The 14591-nt window shown below is 66.2% G+C and carries 12 protein-coding genes and 1 riboswitch; of the genes, 1 reads left to right on the top strand and 11 read right to left on the bottom strand.

All coding sequences use genetic code 11. The features are described from left to right. Positions 1-4: 4 nt before the first annotated feature. On the bottom strand, positions 5-1399 hold the full coding sequence (gene hglS / locus C4K39_RS12560) for a 2-oxoadipate dioxygenase/decarboxylase HglS (protein ID WP_124346545.1): 1395 nt from the start codon (positions 1397-1399) through the stop codon (positions 5-7). Between the two features lie 367 nt (positions 1400-1766). Here hglS and C4K39_RS12565 point away from each other — a divergent pair, with 367 nt between their 5' ends. Next, positions 1767-2840, top strand: a complete 1074-nt coding sequence (locus C4K39_RS12565) for a diguanylate cyclase (RefSeq protein ID WP_124346546.1) — start codon at positions 1767-1769, stop codon at positions 2838-2840. A 140-nt stretch (positions 2841-2980) separates the two neighbouring features. Here the strand turns inward: C4K39_RS12565 and C4K39_RS12570 are convergent, their stop codons facing one another. The 10 genes from C4K39_RS12570 to C4K39_RS12615 form a co-directional block, all read right to left on the bottom strand. Next, positions 2981-3910 carry an ABC transporter substrate-binding protein gene (locus tag C4K39_RS12570; protein ID WP_068586416.1) on the bottom strand — a complete coding sequence of 310 codons (930 nt, stop codon included), beginning with the start codon at positions 3908-3910 and terminating at the stop codon, positions 2981-2983. Then, entirely contained in the window at positions 3903-4655 is a 753-nt protein-coding gene (locus tag C4K39_RS12575) for a (2Fe-2S) ferredoxin domain-containing protein (RefSeq protein WP_124346547.1), read from the bottom strand. The genes C4K39_RS12570 and C4K39_RS12575 overlap by 8 nt, the downstream gene beginning before the upstream one ends. Before the next feature lie 11 nt (positions 4656-4666). After that, positions 4667-6589: a TonB-dependent receptor plug domain-containing protein gene (locus C4K39_RS12580; protein ID WP_225926583.1), complete on the bottom strand. Its 1923-nt coding sequence runs from the start codon at positions 6587-6589 to the stop codon at positions 4667-4669. A gap of 153 nt (positions 6590-6742) precedes the next feature. Next, positions 6743-6944: riboswitch (cobalamin riboswitch) on the bottom strand. A gap of 186 nt (positions 6945-7130) precedes the next feature. Then, positions 7131-8198 (bottom strand): arginine N-succinyltransferase, encoded by a 1068-nt coding sequence (locus C4K39_RS12585; RefSeq protein ID WP_124346549.1) that lies wholly within the window; start codon positions 8196-8198, stop codon positions 7131-7133. A gap of 49 nt (positions 8199-8247) precedes the next feature. Further along, the gene (locus C4K39_RS12590; RefSeq protein WP_124346550.1) at positions 8248-9264 is read right to left on the bottom strand and encodes an arginine N-succinyltransferase; all 1017 of its coding nucleotides are present in this window, start codon (positions 9262-9264) and stop codon (positions 8248-8250) included. Between the two features lie 160 nt (positions 9265-9424). After that, entirely contained in the window at positions 9425-10774 is a 1350-nt protein-coding gene (locus tag C4K39_RS12595) for an APC family permease (RefSeq protein ID WP_124346551.1), read from the bottom strand. A 183-nt stretch (positions 10775-10957) separates the two neighbouring features. Continuing rightward, positions 10958-11710 (bottom strand): N-formylglutamate amidohydrolase, encoded by a 753-nt coding sequence (locus tag C4K39_RS12600; protein WP_068586397.1) that lies wholly within the window; start codon positions 11708-11710, stop codon positions 10958-10960. Next, positions 11694-13049, bottom strand: a complete 1356-nt coding sequence (locus C4K39_RS12605) for a glutamine synthetase family protein (protein ID WP_263986924.1) — start codon at positions 13047-13049, stop codon at positions 11694-11696. The genes C4K39_RS12600 and C4K39_RS12605 overlap by 17 nt, the downstream gene beginning before the upstream one ends. Further along, positions 13046-13690, bottom strand: a complete 645-nt coding sequence (locus tag C4K39_RS12610) for a cysteine hydrolase family protein (RefSeq protein WP_022643667.1) — start codon at positions 13688-13690, stop codon at positions 13046-13048. Before C4K39_RS12610 ends, C4K39_RS12605 begins: the two co-directional genes overlap by 4 nt. A gap of 2 nt (positions 13691-13692) precedes the next feature. Continuing rightward, positions 13693-14547 carry a MurR/RpiR family transcriptional regulator gene (locus C4K39_RS12615; protein ID WP_124346552.1) on the bottom strand — a complete coding sequence of 285 codons (855 nt, stop codon included), beginning with the start codon at positions 14545-14547 and terminating at the stop codon, positions 13693-13695. Positions 14548-14591: the final 44 nt, after the last annotated feature.

Consider the following 14591-nt stretch of genomic DNA (forward strand, 5'->3'; position numbering starts at 1 on the left):
GCGCTTACAGGGCGGGCAGGCCCAAAGCTTCGGCGCACTGCTCCAGGGAGCGCCGCTGGGTCTGGGCGTACAGCTGCAACTCATCGAGGGTCGACCGGCCCAGGGCCGTTTCGAATACCTGGCGGTTGGAGTGCCCGGCGTAATGGCTCTGGCTGTCGTCGCCAAGGTTGGACTGGAAGATCCCGGCGGCGCTGACCGGCAAAAAGTCCTCGTACACCAGGGGCTCGCAGCCCAGGTGCCCGGCGGCCAGCAGCGCTTGCACCGTGGTAGGGCGACCGGGCTCGGTGCGGGCGGCGAGTCCGGCTTCGCTGGTGAAATAGCGGAAATAGGCCAGGCCCTGCTGGCGCATGGCGTCGTGGCTGTCGGGAAACTCGGCGAAGTGTTGCTGCATCAACTGGTTGTAGCGCTGGGCATTGGCTTCGCTGGGGAAGTCACCGAGCTCGTCGCGGGCGGCATTCAACAGGCGGTCGTAGAGTGCCCGGCCTTTGGGCGTGAGGGCCGCGCCACGCTGTTCGATCTCGCCGAAGCGGGCGCTGTGGCTGCCCTGGTTGTGCGCCTGGTCGGTGAAGGCGACGCTTTCCTCCAGGGCCTTGAAGCTGGTCTGGCGCAACAGGATCGGGCAATCGCGGCGCGGCGGGCCCTCGATCACCGCCTTGGGGGTGATGCCATGCGCGGGCATCAACCGCTGTACTTCGTCGATGTCCAGGGTGCGTGGGGTCAGGTGGTTGATATGCGGGCCCTTGAACGCCACCACGTCGGCGATCAACCGGTGCTGGGCACTGAGGTTGGCGTACTGGGCGGCGCTGACCGTGGCGTGGTGGTGCCAGCGGAAGGTCTCCAGGGCTTGCTGGATGAACGCTTCGGCGGCGTCGGCGGTGAGGCCGCCCTGGTCCTCGGCCTGATGGATCAGCTCCAGCACCCGGGGGGTGAAGATCGAGCGCCGCGCCAGCACCTGCTCGGCGAATGCGCGCAGTTCGGGGTTGTCGATCAGCTCCAGGCGCAGCAGCGAGGTGAAGACCCGGAACGGGCTGACCTGCAGGGCCTGTTCATGCACCGCGCGAAACGCCGTGGAATGCACCGGCACCCCGGCGGGGGTGAGGTCGTAGTAGCCCACCGGTTGCATGCCCATCACGGCGAACAGGCGCGCCAGGGTCGCCAGCTCGGCGGCGGTGCCGACGCGGATCGCGCCATGGCGCTCCAGGTCCAGGCGTTGCAATTCGCCAGTGTGTCGCAGGTGCTGGGCAATGGCCGGTTGTTGCTCCAGTACCTGGGCGTTGACCTGGGCCACCAGTTGCATCAGGTCGCCGTACAGCGGCACCTCCTCGCGGTACATATCCGACATCGCCCGGGAAAATCCCTGGCGGATCAGGTCAGGACTGACGAAGCGCTGGTGGCTCATGGACAAGGTTCCCGTGGCAATGGATCGAGGCGTGAGAGGAGCGGGTCGGCCTCGATTCTGCGCAGCGCCGCCAGGGCTGACAAACGAAAGTTCCTCTGAACTTCATTCTGCAAACGACTGCATGGCCCCCGGCGACAGCCAGGGCCGGCAGGCACTTTGGCCATGGAGCTGGAGGCTACGGCCAGGGCTCCTGGAAAATTGGTTATCGAGGGCCTTGCGGTTATAGCCAAATATTCCCGAACAACCGCGCCGAGGCTGGTAAAACAGGCCTGTATGGATGATGGCGTTTTGAGTTCGCATCGATCGGCATGCACCGGTTGATCCCTATCCGCTCGTTGCATCTTTCCCAACGCTGGACGGAGGCGATTTGGCCCCTGAGCAGTACACCAGAGGGAAGGGATTGTCGTTGGCCAGGAGGCTCTACCGCTCGCGCACCCTGGGGCTGGCCCTGGGGTTCTTCTGCGTTGTCGAGGGCATGGCGCCCTTGCAGCCAGCGCCCTGGGTCTGGGGCTTCATGTTGTTCAACGCCTTCGCCTGGCCACACCTGGCCTACCAGTGGGCGCGCCTGGCCCGACAGCCGTTTCGCGCCGAATACCGCAACCTGCTGGTGGATTCGCTGCTGGGGGGCTTCTGGGTCGCGGCCATGCAGTTCAATCCGCTGCCGCTGGCCACCACCCTGGGCATGATGGCCATGAACAATATCGCCATGGGCGGGGTGCGGTTCTTTCTCGCTGGCTGCGTGGCCCAACTGTTGGGCATTGGCCTGGGCCTGGGGATCTTCGGTTTCGCCTTCGCTGCCCGCACCTCGCCCGAGCAGCTGTATGCCTGCCTGCCGATGTTGACCCTGTACCCGCTGGCCCTGGGGTACATCTGTTACCAGCAGGCGGTGACCCTGGCCCGGCACAAGCGCGAGCTGTTGGCCTTGAGCCGTACCGACAGCCTGACCGGATTGCTCAACCACGGCGCCTGGAAGGACCAGTTGGAGATCGAGTTCCAGCGCTGCAAGCGCCAGGACCATGGCGGCGCCATCGCCCTGATCGATATCGATCACTTCAAGGCCATCAACGACACCTACGGTCATGTGGCCGGCGATGTGGTACTGCGCCAGTTGAGCAAGCTGCTGCGCCAGAACCTGCGCATCAGCGACCAGGCCGGTCGCTACGGCGGTGACGAGTTCTGCGTGATCCTGCCGGATGTCCCCCTGGAGCATGCCGCCGAGTTGATGGAGACGCTGCGCGGGCGTTTCGGCGCCCTGGGCTACGAGCAGACCCCGGCCTTGCAGGTCAGCCTGAGTATCGGCCTGGCCGCCTTCGACTCCCGGCATGAAGAAGCCATGGGCTGGCTCCACGACGCCGACCAGGCGCTGTATGCGGCCAAGACCTGCGGGCGCAACAACGTCAGCTGCCACCCGCCACAACGGCACCTGCTCAACTCCCTGTAGCCGCAGCTGAGCCTGCGAAGCTGCGCCCAGGCCCGAAGGGGCTTGCGGCGATGGTGTCGCGCTCACGTTTTGCGTTCGCTGCGCGGCCGTGCGTAGCCTGCGGCAGCGGCCACCGAGGCAGGGCCGCTACCGTTGTGCGCTCAATCCTGCGGCGGGTGCAGGCGCCGAGCCAGTTCCAGGGCGGTGCGGGCGCTGGCGATACCGGGGACCAACTGGGTGAAGGGGATGTCGATCAGGCGTTGCTCGCGCACTGCCCGCAGCCGCGACAGCACCGGATCGCCCTGCAGCAGGCGGCGCTTGCGTGCGGCCGGCGACCACAGGGCATCGGCCAGCAGCATCACTTCCGGGTCATTGGCCAGCAGGGTCTCGCTGTCCACCACCAGGCGCGGGCGGTCGATGGCGGCGAAGCTGTTGCGGGCTCCGGCAGCTTGCAGCAACACCCCGACAAAACCCCGTCGGCCCTGGCTGGCCAGGCCGTTGACCTCGCTGTCCAGGTAGAACACCGAGGGCTGGGGTTGGTCCTGGTACAGGGCCCGGGCCGAGGCGAGGTCGGTATCCATCTGGGCGATCAACTGCTGGGCCCGTTCCTGCTTGCCCAACAACTGGCCCAGGGTCAACAGGTCGCGGCGGATGTGCCCGAAGTAGTCCTCGTCATGCCCGGCGCAGGCCGACTCCAGCAGGTAGCTGCCGACGCCGATGGCGCCCAGGCGCTCGCGGGAGCTGAAGTTGTCGGGGAAGGCCGAGGCGAAACCGCCCACCACCAGGTCGGGCTTGAGGCTGTACAGCACCTCGGCCGACGGGTACTGGCGGGCGATCACCGGCACCCCGTGGTACTGCCCCTGGGCCATGGCCTGGCCATCGTCGTCCAGGTAGGCGACGCCGATCAGCGCCGGCCCGGCGCCCAGGGCCAGCAGCAGGTCGGCGCTGTGCTGGTTGAGGGCGACGATGCGCTGCGGCGTGCCGGGGCTGGGCCAGCTCTTGCCGCAGTTTTCGTAGCTGCCGGCCAGGGCCGGCCCACTGGCCAGCCACAGCAGGATGGCCAGGCATCTGGCCCGGGCTGTCCTAGGCATCGGTGGGTACTCCATACGGTGCGGCGATCTGCAACTGGGCGACGGGCTCGCCTGCCAGCAGGTGCCCCTCCACCAGTTGCAGCACCTGGCTGTCGTTCTCGATCCGGTACCAGCAGCCATCCGGGTGCACGGTGAGCACCGGCCCCAGGTTGCAGGGGAACTGGCAGGCGGTGCGGGTCAGCAGCACGCCTCCGGGCTTCTCCATGAGGTCAAGGCGCAGCAGCTCGCGGCGCAGGGTCTTCCACAAGGGCAGGGCGCCGCGCCGGACACAGCGCGGGCCGGTGCAGAGCAATACCTGGCGGGCGTGGGGCGGCACCTGCGACCAGTCCGGATCGCTGGCCACCGGATTGACCTGGTCGCACGGCAGGTGGCGTTCGCGCTGGGCGATGCTGGCCCAGGACTGGGCCGCATCCAGCCCCCGGCGACCCAGGGCCTGGGCGGTGACCCACAGCCGTGGCGCCTGGGAGTGGGCACGGGCGCGGCGTCCCAGTTCATCGCGCAGCCAGTCCAGGTAGGCGCTGTCGGAGCTGGGTTCCAGGTCCACCACCAGCAGAGCCGCGCCGTCTTCGGGCAACGCTTCTTCGAGGGCCGCCCAGAGGCTGTCGAAACCGTCCAGGGTGTCGATCACCCGGGTGCTGGCGTCGTTGCCGCGCAGCGCTTGCAGCTCGCGGCGAAAGGCCTCGCCCAGGGCGCCGCCGTGCAGCCCGGGGCCGACGAACAGCACTCGTTGATAATCTTTGTGCATGGCTGCCGTCCTCAGAAGCGGTAGGTGTAGCGCACCTCGGTGGTGAAGGGCCGTCCCAGGTTGTCCACCCGCGGGTTGTTGCTGGCGATGCTGGTGCTGTAGTCGCGGTCGAAGAGGTTCTCCACCAGCAGGCTCAGGCGGTGTTGCTGGGCCGCGTCGAGGTAGCGGTAGGCGTCGGCGTCCACCACTGAATAGTGGCCGTAGTCGATCTTCTTCGGGCTGTCGATCTGGCCGATGTAGCGCAGCGCACCGCCCACGCCCCACATCCGGTCCTGGGATTCGAAGCCCAGTCGCGAGCGGGCGAAGAAGCCGGGGATATTGCTCAGGGTCACGCCGTTGCGCGATTCCACCAGGTTGCGGGTCATGTCGGCCGAGAGGGTCCATTGCGGGCTGAACTGCCAGCGCCCGTCGACCTCGATGCCGCGTACCTTGATCCGGCCTTCGCCATTGACCCAGTCGATGCCGTCGAGGGCGATCAGGTCGTCGATCTTGCGCTGGAACACCGTGGTGCTGGCGTTGAACTCGCCGGCCAGCAGGCTGCCCTTGTAGTCCAGGCCCAGCTCGGCATTCACACTCTTTTCCGGCTTGAGGTTGCGGTTGCCCTTTTCATCCTCTTCGTTGGCGAACAACTGCTCGGCATTGGGCAGCTTGAAGGCGCTGCCGAACTGGCCGCGCAGTTGCCAGTTGGACGTCAGGTCGTACAGCGAGGTGAGCATGCCCACGGTGGCGCTCTCGCCGCCGCTGATTTTCTCGTGGCGCACGCCGATGCTCGGGTGCCAGTCGGGCAAGGTCTCGAACACCGGGCGCAACTGGGCGTAGAGGGCATTGGCCTGGGCGTTGTTGTCATCGATCTTGAGTACGTCGTCCTGGCCCTTGAACCACTGGTTGTCGGTGCCGAACACCAGCACATGGCCGCCGTCCAGCTCGGCCTTGCCCTCGGCTTGCACGCCCCAGTCGGTGAAGCCCCAGTAGTCGTTGTGGTTGATGACCTTGATGCCGCCATCATCGTTGCTGTTGATACGGGTGTAGCGCGTGTCCCAATCGTTGACATGGCCCTTGACGAAGTAGCTGAAGCGCTCGCCCAGGCGTTGCTCGAAGGTGGCGGTGGCGATCTGCTGGACCCGGTCGTTGGTGGTCTTCTTGTTGTTCGCGGCGCGGGCAAAATCCAGGTTGGCGTCGGTGTACTGGTAGAACAGCTCCAGGCGCGAGTCGTCGCCGACCCCCTGGATCGCCTTGGCGCCGAAGGTGGTCACCTCATAGGAGCGCTTCTTGTCCTTGGTGCTGGTGTTGTAGGCGCTGTTGCGAAACGGCTGGTAGCCGTCGGAAACGTTGTGGCTGACATAGGCCAGCAAGCCGAGGTCGCCCAGGCCGTTGCTGACGATGCGTTCCACCCGGGCATCGCCGCTCCTGCCCATGAAGCTGTCCAGGCCCAGGTTGACTTCGCCGGAGGCGTCGCGGGTCTGTGGGCTGCGGGTGACGATGTTGATCACCCCGGACACCGCCTGGGTGCCGAACAGCAGGCTCTGGCCGCCCTTGAGCACTTCGATGCGCTCGATGGCGTTGGCTGGCAGGGTATCCAGGTACAGGCCGCCGTACAGGCGGTTGTTCAGGCGCACGCCATCGAGCAGGATCAGCGTGTCATCGTTGCGCCCGCCCAGCAGCGAATAGGTGCCGTAGTCGAAGGGGCCGTTCTTGGGCGCCACGTAGAGGCCCGGCACGTACATTTGCAGGACCCGGGTGATGTCGCTGCTGGGGCCGGCGCGTTCGATCTGCTGGCGATCGATGATTTCCACCTTGCTGCCGTACTTGGCCATTTCGGCCACGGTGGTGGACTCCACCGACGGGGCGGACACGAACTGCTGGTCCAGCTTCAGGGAGGTGTCGTCCGCCAGCAGCCAGGGGCTGAACAGGCAGCCGAGCAGGGCGCCGCCCATGGAACGGCGCGGAGCACGCCAGTCGCGCGCAAGGGAAGTGTGTGTTGTTGTCATTCTTGGTCTTCTCGAAAGTGTCTTCGGGAAGCACGCAGGGAGAAGGTGGCAGGCACGCGCACGCGCCCACACCGGCCCATGCCCGCCCACCGCAGGATTGCCAAACAGATGCTTCAGGCCGGTCTCCGGGCTTGCGAGGCTGGCTGCATTCGCCTTCCCATACCTTGGGTACAGTGGCGTGTTGAATGCAGCACTCGCTTACCGTTGCGGGGGCAGCACCGGACTTGCCCCTGGGGGCGCACCGGTTTCCCGTTTCACCTCACGCACGGCGGCGTGAGGCACCTGAAACAGGGCGGCATCTGAACATCCGTCCTGCCGTTCGTCAATCCTGTAGGCGCTGGCACCCATCATCCGCCGAACCCTGTAGCCGCTGTCGAGCCTGCGAGGCTGCGCAAAGCCCCACAGGGGCTTTAGCGTGGCAGTAGGTTGCGCCTGCTGCGTCGGCGTATGCAGCCTGCGGCAGCGGCTACACGGACGGGGGCCGGCGTTACCAGGCGGTGGCGGGGGAGGTGCGCACCTGGGTCTGGTTGCTGGTCTCGGAGAGGCAGGCCAGCAGCGGTACGGCGCGCACGGTATCGCCGGGCTGCAGTTGCAGGTGCTTGGTGGTCTGGCGGTCCACCAGCAGGCAACCGGCGACCAGGCGCCCGGGGGCTGCGGTGATGCGGCATGTTTCCAGGCGGCGGTTGTAGATCAGCCACAGCGGCGCCTGTTCGTCCAGGCTGCCCACCAGCAACGGCAGGGTCCGGCTTTCGCGGACGCTGCGGATGTTCATCACCTGGGCCTCGATCACCGGCCCGCCATCGAAGATGTCGATGCAGCCCTGGTGGTTGAAGCCTTCCTCGCGCAGGATGCCGACCGCTTGATCGGTGCTGGCGTGGGCCTGGCCAATGGCGGCCTGGGCGGTAGGGCTGAGCAGGCAGGTGTAGAGCGGCTGGCGCGGCATGAGTTCAGCGATGGAGGCCTTGCCGCCCTGGCTGGACAGGCGATTGGCCTGTTGGAAATCCATCTTGAAGAAATGCCGCCCCAGGCTGTCCCAGAATGGCGAGGCACCCTCGCTGTCGACCTGGCCACGCAGTTCGACCACCAGCTTGTCGCCGAACAGCGCCGGGTACTCGGCGACGAACAGCAAGCGTGCGGTGGACAACAAGCGTGCGGCATGGCCCTGGCGCTGGTCCTGGCGCAGGAACAACGAGCAGAGTTGGGATTGTCCGGTCATTTCGTTGCACAGGAACAGGGTCGGGATCTGCTTCTCGATCCCCAGCCCCGGGGCGCTGCCACGAGTGATGCCCACCCGGTAGTTGTAGCAGGGCTCGCGCAGGCCAATGGCACCGCTCAGGCCGCAGATACCGATTACCTGCTGGTCGTCATCTTCAAGCACAAACAAGTAGTCGGCATCGGCGCGTTCCACCTGGCCGGCGAATGTCCGCTGTGCCCAGCGGATCCTGTGGGCCAGGCGCTCGGGATCGCTGCTCAGGTCGTCCAGCTCACGGCAGCAGCCCTTGAGCAGGCTCAGCACTGCCGACAGGTCGTTGATGCGGATCGGGCGCACGATCATCGGCGAACTCCTTGCAGCGATTGAGGCACGTTTCGAAATCCAGCGCGGTTCATAAGGCCACGCCTCGCACAACTTCGCCAGGGACCAGGCGCAACGCCTGCAGCACGCTTGGGTCCAGGCCCACGATGTCGCCGGGGGCTTCGTCCAGGGGGGCGATCAGCGCCCGAAAATCCTCCAGCCGTTCGTTGCTCAGCAGCCATGGCCGGCCCTGGCCGCTTTGCGGTTGCGAGCAAGTGGCGGCGACCCGGCTCTGAATGATCGAGCGTAGCTCGTTATTGCGTGCCTGCAGGGTCGGCCCGGCGTCGAACAGGTCGACATACTGGGTGGGCGAGAAGCCTTCGTCGACCAGGATGTCACAGGCTTCCCGGGCAGCGGGATGGATCCGGCCGATGCAATCCTGGGCCGCCTGCGAAAGCATCGGGATATAGATCGGGTACTGGGGCATCAGCTCGGCCAGGAACCCACGGCCTTGCAGGGCGCACACGCGCTCGGCCTCGATATAGGGCAGGTCGAAGAAGTGCTGGCCCACCGCTTCCCAGAAGGGTGATTCGCCGGCCTCGCTGCTGTAGCCGATGATCTCGCTGATGCAGCTCTCGGCGAAGCGTTGCGGGTGGGCGGCGATGAACAGCAGGCGGGCCCTGGACGCCAGTTGGGCGATGGGCGTGCCGCTCAGGTGCGCATCCAGGTGGAAGCTGCGCAGCAGGGTCTGACCGTTGAGGTCGTGGCACAGCGACAGGGTCGGTACGCCATGCTGGATGTTCAGCTCGCGGGAGCTGCTGACGAAAGGCCGGTTGCGCAGGCTGTAGAAGGGTTCGCTGAAGCCGGTGGTGGCGAGGATGTCGGAACAGCCGTGCAGTTGCCCGGTGTCCAGGTCCTCGAGGACGAAGAAGTAGTTTTCCGGTCCGCGGCCGGCTTCCTGCCTGGCGAAGGACGCCTGCGAGTTGAGAATCTTCCTGCGCAGGCAGCTTTCGTCATCCACCAGCGATGTGGCGCCCAGCAGGCGTTCGCGGGTCAGGCGCCGCAGTTGGGGCAAATCGGATAACGCCACGGGACGCAAGGCCAGCATGGGGGTACTCCTGTATCAAGGGCCGCGCCTGTCGGTGCGGCCAGACATCACTGTCGATTACCACGCAGTTTCATGGCCGCTCTCGTGGCAGCCTGGCTGCGCACCGCAGTTGCCGGTGGTGCACAGTGGGTGCCGCACCCTGGGGGCGGCACCGGCGACACTACTGTTTGAGCGGATCGGGCAGGGCGGCACCGCTGCCCAGCCGGTTGAGCAAAAACAGATAGATCAATCCTGCGACCACCCAGATCGCGCCAAGTTTCTGCGCATCCACGCCCATGTTGTACATGATGGCGCAAACGATCACGAAACCGATCGACGGGCAGATCAGGTGGCGCACCACCTGACCGGACTTCTGCCGGCGCCAGTAGAAGTTGATCACCGTGATGTGCAGCAGCATGAAGCCGCTCAGGGCACCGAAGTTGACCAGCGAGGTCAGGGTGTCCACCGAGTTGATGAACAGGTAGCAGATCAGCAGCGACAACAACGCCACCAGGTAGATGCTGATGTGCGGGGTGTTGTGCTTGGGGTGGACCTTGGCCAGCACCTTGGGCAGCTTGCCATCGCGGGCCATGCCGAACAGTAGGCGCGACACGGCGGCTTGCGAGGTGATGGCCACTGCCACGCCCCAGGCCAGCGCCGTGGCGACCCCGGTGACGGTCGCCAGCCAGCTGCCGGCAGCCAGCTCGGCGATCTCGTAGAACGCGGTATCGGCGGACTTGAAGCCCATGCCGGCGGCCAGGTCAGTGGCGATCCAGGTCTGCACCACGAAGATCGCGCCCATCACCACCAGGGTGATCAGCGCGGCGCGCCCGACGCTGCGGCCCGGGTCGCCCTTGACCTCTTCGGCCAGGGTCGAGATGGCGTCGAACCCCAGGAACGACAGCACCGCGATCGACACACCCTGCATCAGCATGCCGAAGTGGAAGTTTTCCGGGCTGTAGAGCGGCGCCAGGGTCAGTTGGCCGTGGCCGGTGCCGCCGTGCAGGGCGTTCCAGGCGTAGAACAGGAAGATCCCCAGGACCACCAGTTGCGCCAGCAGGAACAGGATGTTCATCCGCGCGGTGAAGGTGATGCCCCGCAGGTTGACGAAGGTGGCGCTGACCAGGAACGCCAGGATGAAGCCGACCTTGGGCACTTCCGGGTACAGGTGGTTGAGCGCCATGGCCGCGTAGACATAGAGCAATGGCGGGATCAGCAGGTAGTCCAGGAGCATCAGCCAGCCGGCGAGGAACCCCACGTGGGGGGTGAGGCCACGCTGGGCATAGGAGTACACCGAGCCGGCGATGGGAAAGGCGCGGGCCATGGCGCCGTAGCTCAGGGCGGTGAAGACCATCGCCACCATGCCGATGATGTAGGCCAGGGGCACCATGCCCGGGGCTTCCTGGTTGACGTAGCCGTAAACCCCGAACGGGGCGATGGGAATCATGAAAATCATCCCGTAGACCACCAGGTCGCGCAGGGTCAGCCCGCGCTTGAGTTCCTGTTTGTAGCCGAATTCTTCAATCTCCATGAAGCAGTTCTCCTTGTAGCCAATAGGGGGGCAAAGCCCGCGGCGAGCGTCGTCATTGACGCTTGGGGACGCGGGCCGGTGTTTGAACCTGGCAGGGTCAAAGGCACACCACAGCGGTTTTTCTGATTGTTATTGCAGTCCTGTTAACAGCGTTATGGGATGACCTGCGGTGCTCCCGAGGTACTACAGCAGCGGTGCCAGGCAATCGCTCCAGCGTTGTACCGCCTCTGGGGTACGCAGCAAGTCGTTGCGCACCTCGATCAGGATCGACTCCAGGCCCCGGGCATCGCCGTGCACCGGTACCGTCATATCGCTCAACGGGTCGATTTCATAAGGCTGGTTGCCCGCCACTTTCAATGGCAGGGCCCACAAGCCCTCCAGCACCCGGGCGGCATAGGCGGTGGCGCCGCCGTAGAGCACGCCGATTTCCAGCGTCCGCGGCTGGCCGTAGTACACCGGGGTAAAACTGTGGATACCCACCACGCGCACTTCACGGCCCTGGGCCAGGCGCCGGTCGATGATCCGTTGCAAGCGCTGGTGGAACGGGGTGAACAATTGCTGGCGCCGATACTCGCGGGTGGCTTCGTCCAGGTGCTGGTTGCCCGGGACCTGGTAGATCTCGCTTTGCAGCGGGATGCTGTCGGGAGCATGCCGTGGACGGTTGAGGTCCACCAGCAGGCGCGAGTAGTTGGCCGCGATCAGGGTCGCCCCCAGGGCCTGGGACAGGCTCTGGGCCAGTTCCAGGGCGCCCGGGTCCCAGGCGATGTGTTCGCGCGCCGCCACCGGGTCCAGCCCCAGGTCGTTCAGGGCGGGAGGAATATAGTGGCTGGCGTGCTCGCACACCAGAATCAGCGGATGCTCGGAGTCTTCCCGGAACAGGCGATAGGCCGGCTCGGTATACAACCCCAGCTCGGCAGATTTAGTACAGGCGTGCATAGTGCTCACAAAGTTGGGCAGCGTTCAGGTGTTCGGTCAGGGACACTTCCTTTTGTTTGACGGCGAAATAGGTATCCAGCAGCGATGGCGGCAGCAGTTGCCGCAACTCGCGGTCCTCGCGCAGGCAATCCAGGGCCTGGGGCAGGGTGCCGGGCAGCGGCACGATGCCGCTGGCCAGGCGCTGTTCGGCGCTCAGTTCATCGGGGACCTTGTCGGTCACCGCGGTCAGCGCCAGTTGTTGCTCGATGCCCAGGCGCCCGGCCATCAGTACCACGGCCATGGCCAGGTGCGGCGAGGCGGTGGCGTCCAGGGCCCGGAACTCCAGGTTGTACTGCGGCGCCGCGGCCTTGCCGCCGATGGTCACGGTGGGGCAGATCCGCAGCGAGGCTTCGCGGTTGCGCAGGCCCAGGCAGGCGTAGGAGGCGCTCCAGTGATGGGGCTGCAGGCGCGCATAGGAAATCGGCGTTGGCGCGGTAAAGGCGCACAGCGCCGGCAGGTGCTTGAGCACCCCGGCGGCCCAGTACTGGCCCAGGTTGGAGAGGTCGTCGCCGCTCACCGCTTGCGGGTCGTAGAGCAACGGCGTGCCGTCCAGGTCCTGCAGGCTCAGGTGCAGGTGCACGCCGTTGCACACTGCATTCTCGGCGGTCTTGGGGGCGAAGCTGACGTGATGTCCCAGCTGCCGGGCGATCTCGCGGGTGATCTCGCGCACGTTCACCGCCCGGTCGGCGGCGGCCAGGCCCTGGGTCGGGCGGCAGGTGATTTCGTATTGGTGCTTGCCGTACTCGGGCAGGAACATCTCCGGCTCGGCCCCGGCGCTGCGCAGGGCTGCCAGCAGCCAACCGCCGAAGTCCGCGCCCTGGCGCTGGGCCTGCAGGGAAAAGGCCAGGTGCTCGGCCTGCCCGCTACCGGTGTCGAGGTTGAATTCATGCTCGAACGCTGCGATGACCTGGATGCCCAGGGCCTGGTAGGCCGCCAGTTCGTTGCGCAACAGGGTGCGCGGGCAGGCGGCCCAGGGCTGGCCATCGGTCTCGCGGATATCGGCGTGGATGAAATCCAGCGGCGGCGCCGAGGCATCGGGCCCGGCCCCGACGCTGACCCTGCTGTCCAGGTCAGGAATCAGTCGCAGGTCGCCATAGGCGCCCCAGGGGTTGTCCTCGGCGATCAGGTCCTGGGGGGTCAGTGCGCTGTTGGCCGGCACCCAGCCACAACCGCCGAGCCGATAGCGCTCCAGCTCATCGCTGGGAAACGAGCGTCCGCGGGTGACGCCGATCAGGTCGGTGGTGACGATGCTGGTCATCGCCACCGGGCTCAGGGCCTCGACGCCCTGGCCCCGGCTCACCCGCGGATCTCCCGCAGGCGGCCCAGCACCGTGGCGGTGTCGGTGATCCAGCAGTAGCCCTTGATCGCATTGAGGCAGGCCTGGTGCCGGGCATCGCTGTAGGTGGCGCAGGCGTCTTCCACCAGGGTCACCAGGTAGCCGCGGTCGGCGGCATCGCGCACGGCCATGTCCACGCACTGGTCGGTGACGATCCCGGCGACGATCAGGTGGCGAGTCTCCAGGTTGCGCAGCACGTAGTCGATGTTGGTGGAGTTGAAGACGCCGGACGACGTCTTGGGCAACACGATCTCGTTTTCCACCGGCTCGAGCTCGGCGATGATCGCCGCTTCCGGGCTGCCCTTGGGCAGGTGCATGTCCGACAGCTTGTGGTCCAGGGAGCGGTCGCGGCCATCGGCGGTGAGGCTCTCGATGATGGTGTGCAGCACGTTTTGCCGGGCCTCGCGCACGGCGGCCAACAGCTTCTGCTGGTTGGGGATCACCTGCTCCCGGGCGCGCTTGAGGAACGCCTCGCCCTCGGGGCCTTGCAGGTGCGGGTCGAACTGCGGCTCGAGCCAGGCCCGTTGCATGTCCACCAGCAGCAGGGCGGTGTGGTCGACGACGAAGGGCAGGTCCCGTGGCGAACGATGGGGCAGGCTGAACATCCTTATTTCTCCTCCAGCACGTGTGTAGCGAATTCGGCCCGCAGGGCATCGATGCCCTCCAGGCGTTGGTCAAGATGGGTACTGCGCGGGGTCATGCAGGCAATGAGTGCCTCGACCTGGGCCAAGGCCGGCACCAGGGTGTCGAAGGGCGACAGCGACTCCACCGGGGCGCTGATGATCAGGTCCGCCAGTTCGCGCAGCGGTGATGCGTAGATATCGGTGAACAACACCACCCGGGCGTTGCGCGCCTTGACCGCGCTGGCCACCCGCAGGGCCTGGGACTGGTAGCGGCGGTAGTCGAACAGCAGCACCACGTCCTGGCGTTGCACATCGAACAGGCGGTCCGGCAGTTGGGCGTTGTCTTCGAGAAAGAAACAGCCCGGGCGCATCAGGCGCAGGTGATTGAGCAGGTACTGGGCGAGGAAGCTGCTGAAGCGCCCGCCGAAGCAGTGCACGCAGTGGCGGCTGTCCAGCAACCAGTCCATGAGCACGCGGATGTCCTCGGGCTGGGTCAGCGCCTGGGTGTCCTGCAGGGCGCGCTGGCTGCCGGCCAGGTAGCGACCCCAGGTGTCGCCCTGGGCCACCTGGGCCCGGGGGTGCAACAGGGTGCTGGGGGAACGCAGGCGGTCATCCATGTCGCTGAGCAGGGCGTCCTGGAATTCGCCGTAGCCGCCGAAGCCGAGCTTTTTCACCAGGCGCACGATGGTCGGATCGCTGACCCCGGCATGTTCGGCCAGGCGCGACATGGGCCCCAGGCCGTTGCGTGGGTAGTGGTCGAGCAGGGCTCGCACCACCTTGCGCTCGGAGGGCGTCAGGTCGAGGGCAGGGTCGGTGATCAGGGTTCTGAGCGAAGGCATCGGCACGCCTTGAAGGTCGGGTGTAGTTTTTGTTTCATAAAAAG

This window comes from Pseudomonas sessilinigenes, assembly GCF_003850565.1.
In the GTDB taxonomy this organism is placed as follows: domain Bacteria; phylum Pseudomonadota; class Gammaproteobacteria; order Pseudomonadales; family Pseudomonadaceae; genus Aquipseudomonas; species Aquipseudomonas sessilinigenes.

Coding starts and splice junctions, on each gene's coding strand:
- C4K39_RS12580 (WP_225926583.1), bottom strand. CDS start 6,589: ATGGGCGGCGCCCTGCTCGGCTGCCTGTTCAGCCCCTGGCTGCTGGCG.
- C4K39_RS12610 (WP_022643667.1), bottom strand. CDS start 13,690: ATGTTCAGCCTGCCCCATCGTTCGCCACGGGACCTGCCCTTCGTCGTC.
- C4K39_RS12590 (WP_124346550.1), bottom strand. CDS start 9,264: ATGCTGGCCTTGCGTCCCGTGGCGTTATCCGATTTGCCCCAACTGCGG.
- C4K39_RS12595 (WP_124346551.1), bottom strand. CDS start 10,774: ATGGAGATTGAAGAATTCGGCTACAAACAGGAACTCAAGCGCGGGCTG.
- C4K39_RS12615 (WP_124346552.1), bottom strand. CDS start 14,547: ATGCCTTCGCTCAGAACCCTGATCACCGACCCTGCCCTCGACCTGACG.
- C4K39_RS12585 (WP_124346549.1), bottom strand. CDS start 8,198: ATGATCGTGCGCCCGATCCGCATCAACGACCTGTCGGCAGTGCTGAGC.
- hglS (WP_124346545.1), bottom strand. CDS start 1,399: ATGAGCCACCAGCGCTTCGTCAGTCCTGACCTGATCCGCCAGGGATTT.
- C4K39_RS12575 (WP_124346547.1), bottom strand. CDS start 4,655: ATGCACAAAGATTATCAACGAGTGCTGTTCGTCGGCCCCGGGCTGCAC.
- C4K39_RS12570 (WP_068586416.1), bottom strand. CDS start 3,910: ATGCCTAGGACAGCCCGGGCCAGATGCCTGGCCATCCTGCTGTGGCTG.
- C4K39_RS12600 (WP_068586397.1), bottom strand. CDS start 11,710: ATGCACGCCTGTACTAAATCTGCCGAGCTGGGGTTGTATACCGAGCCG.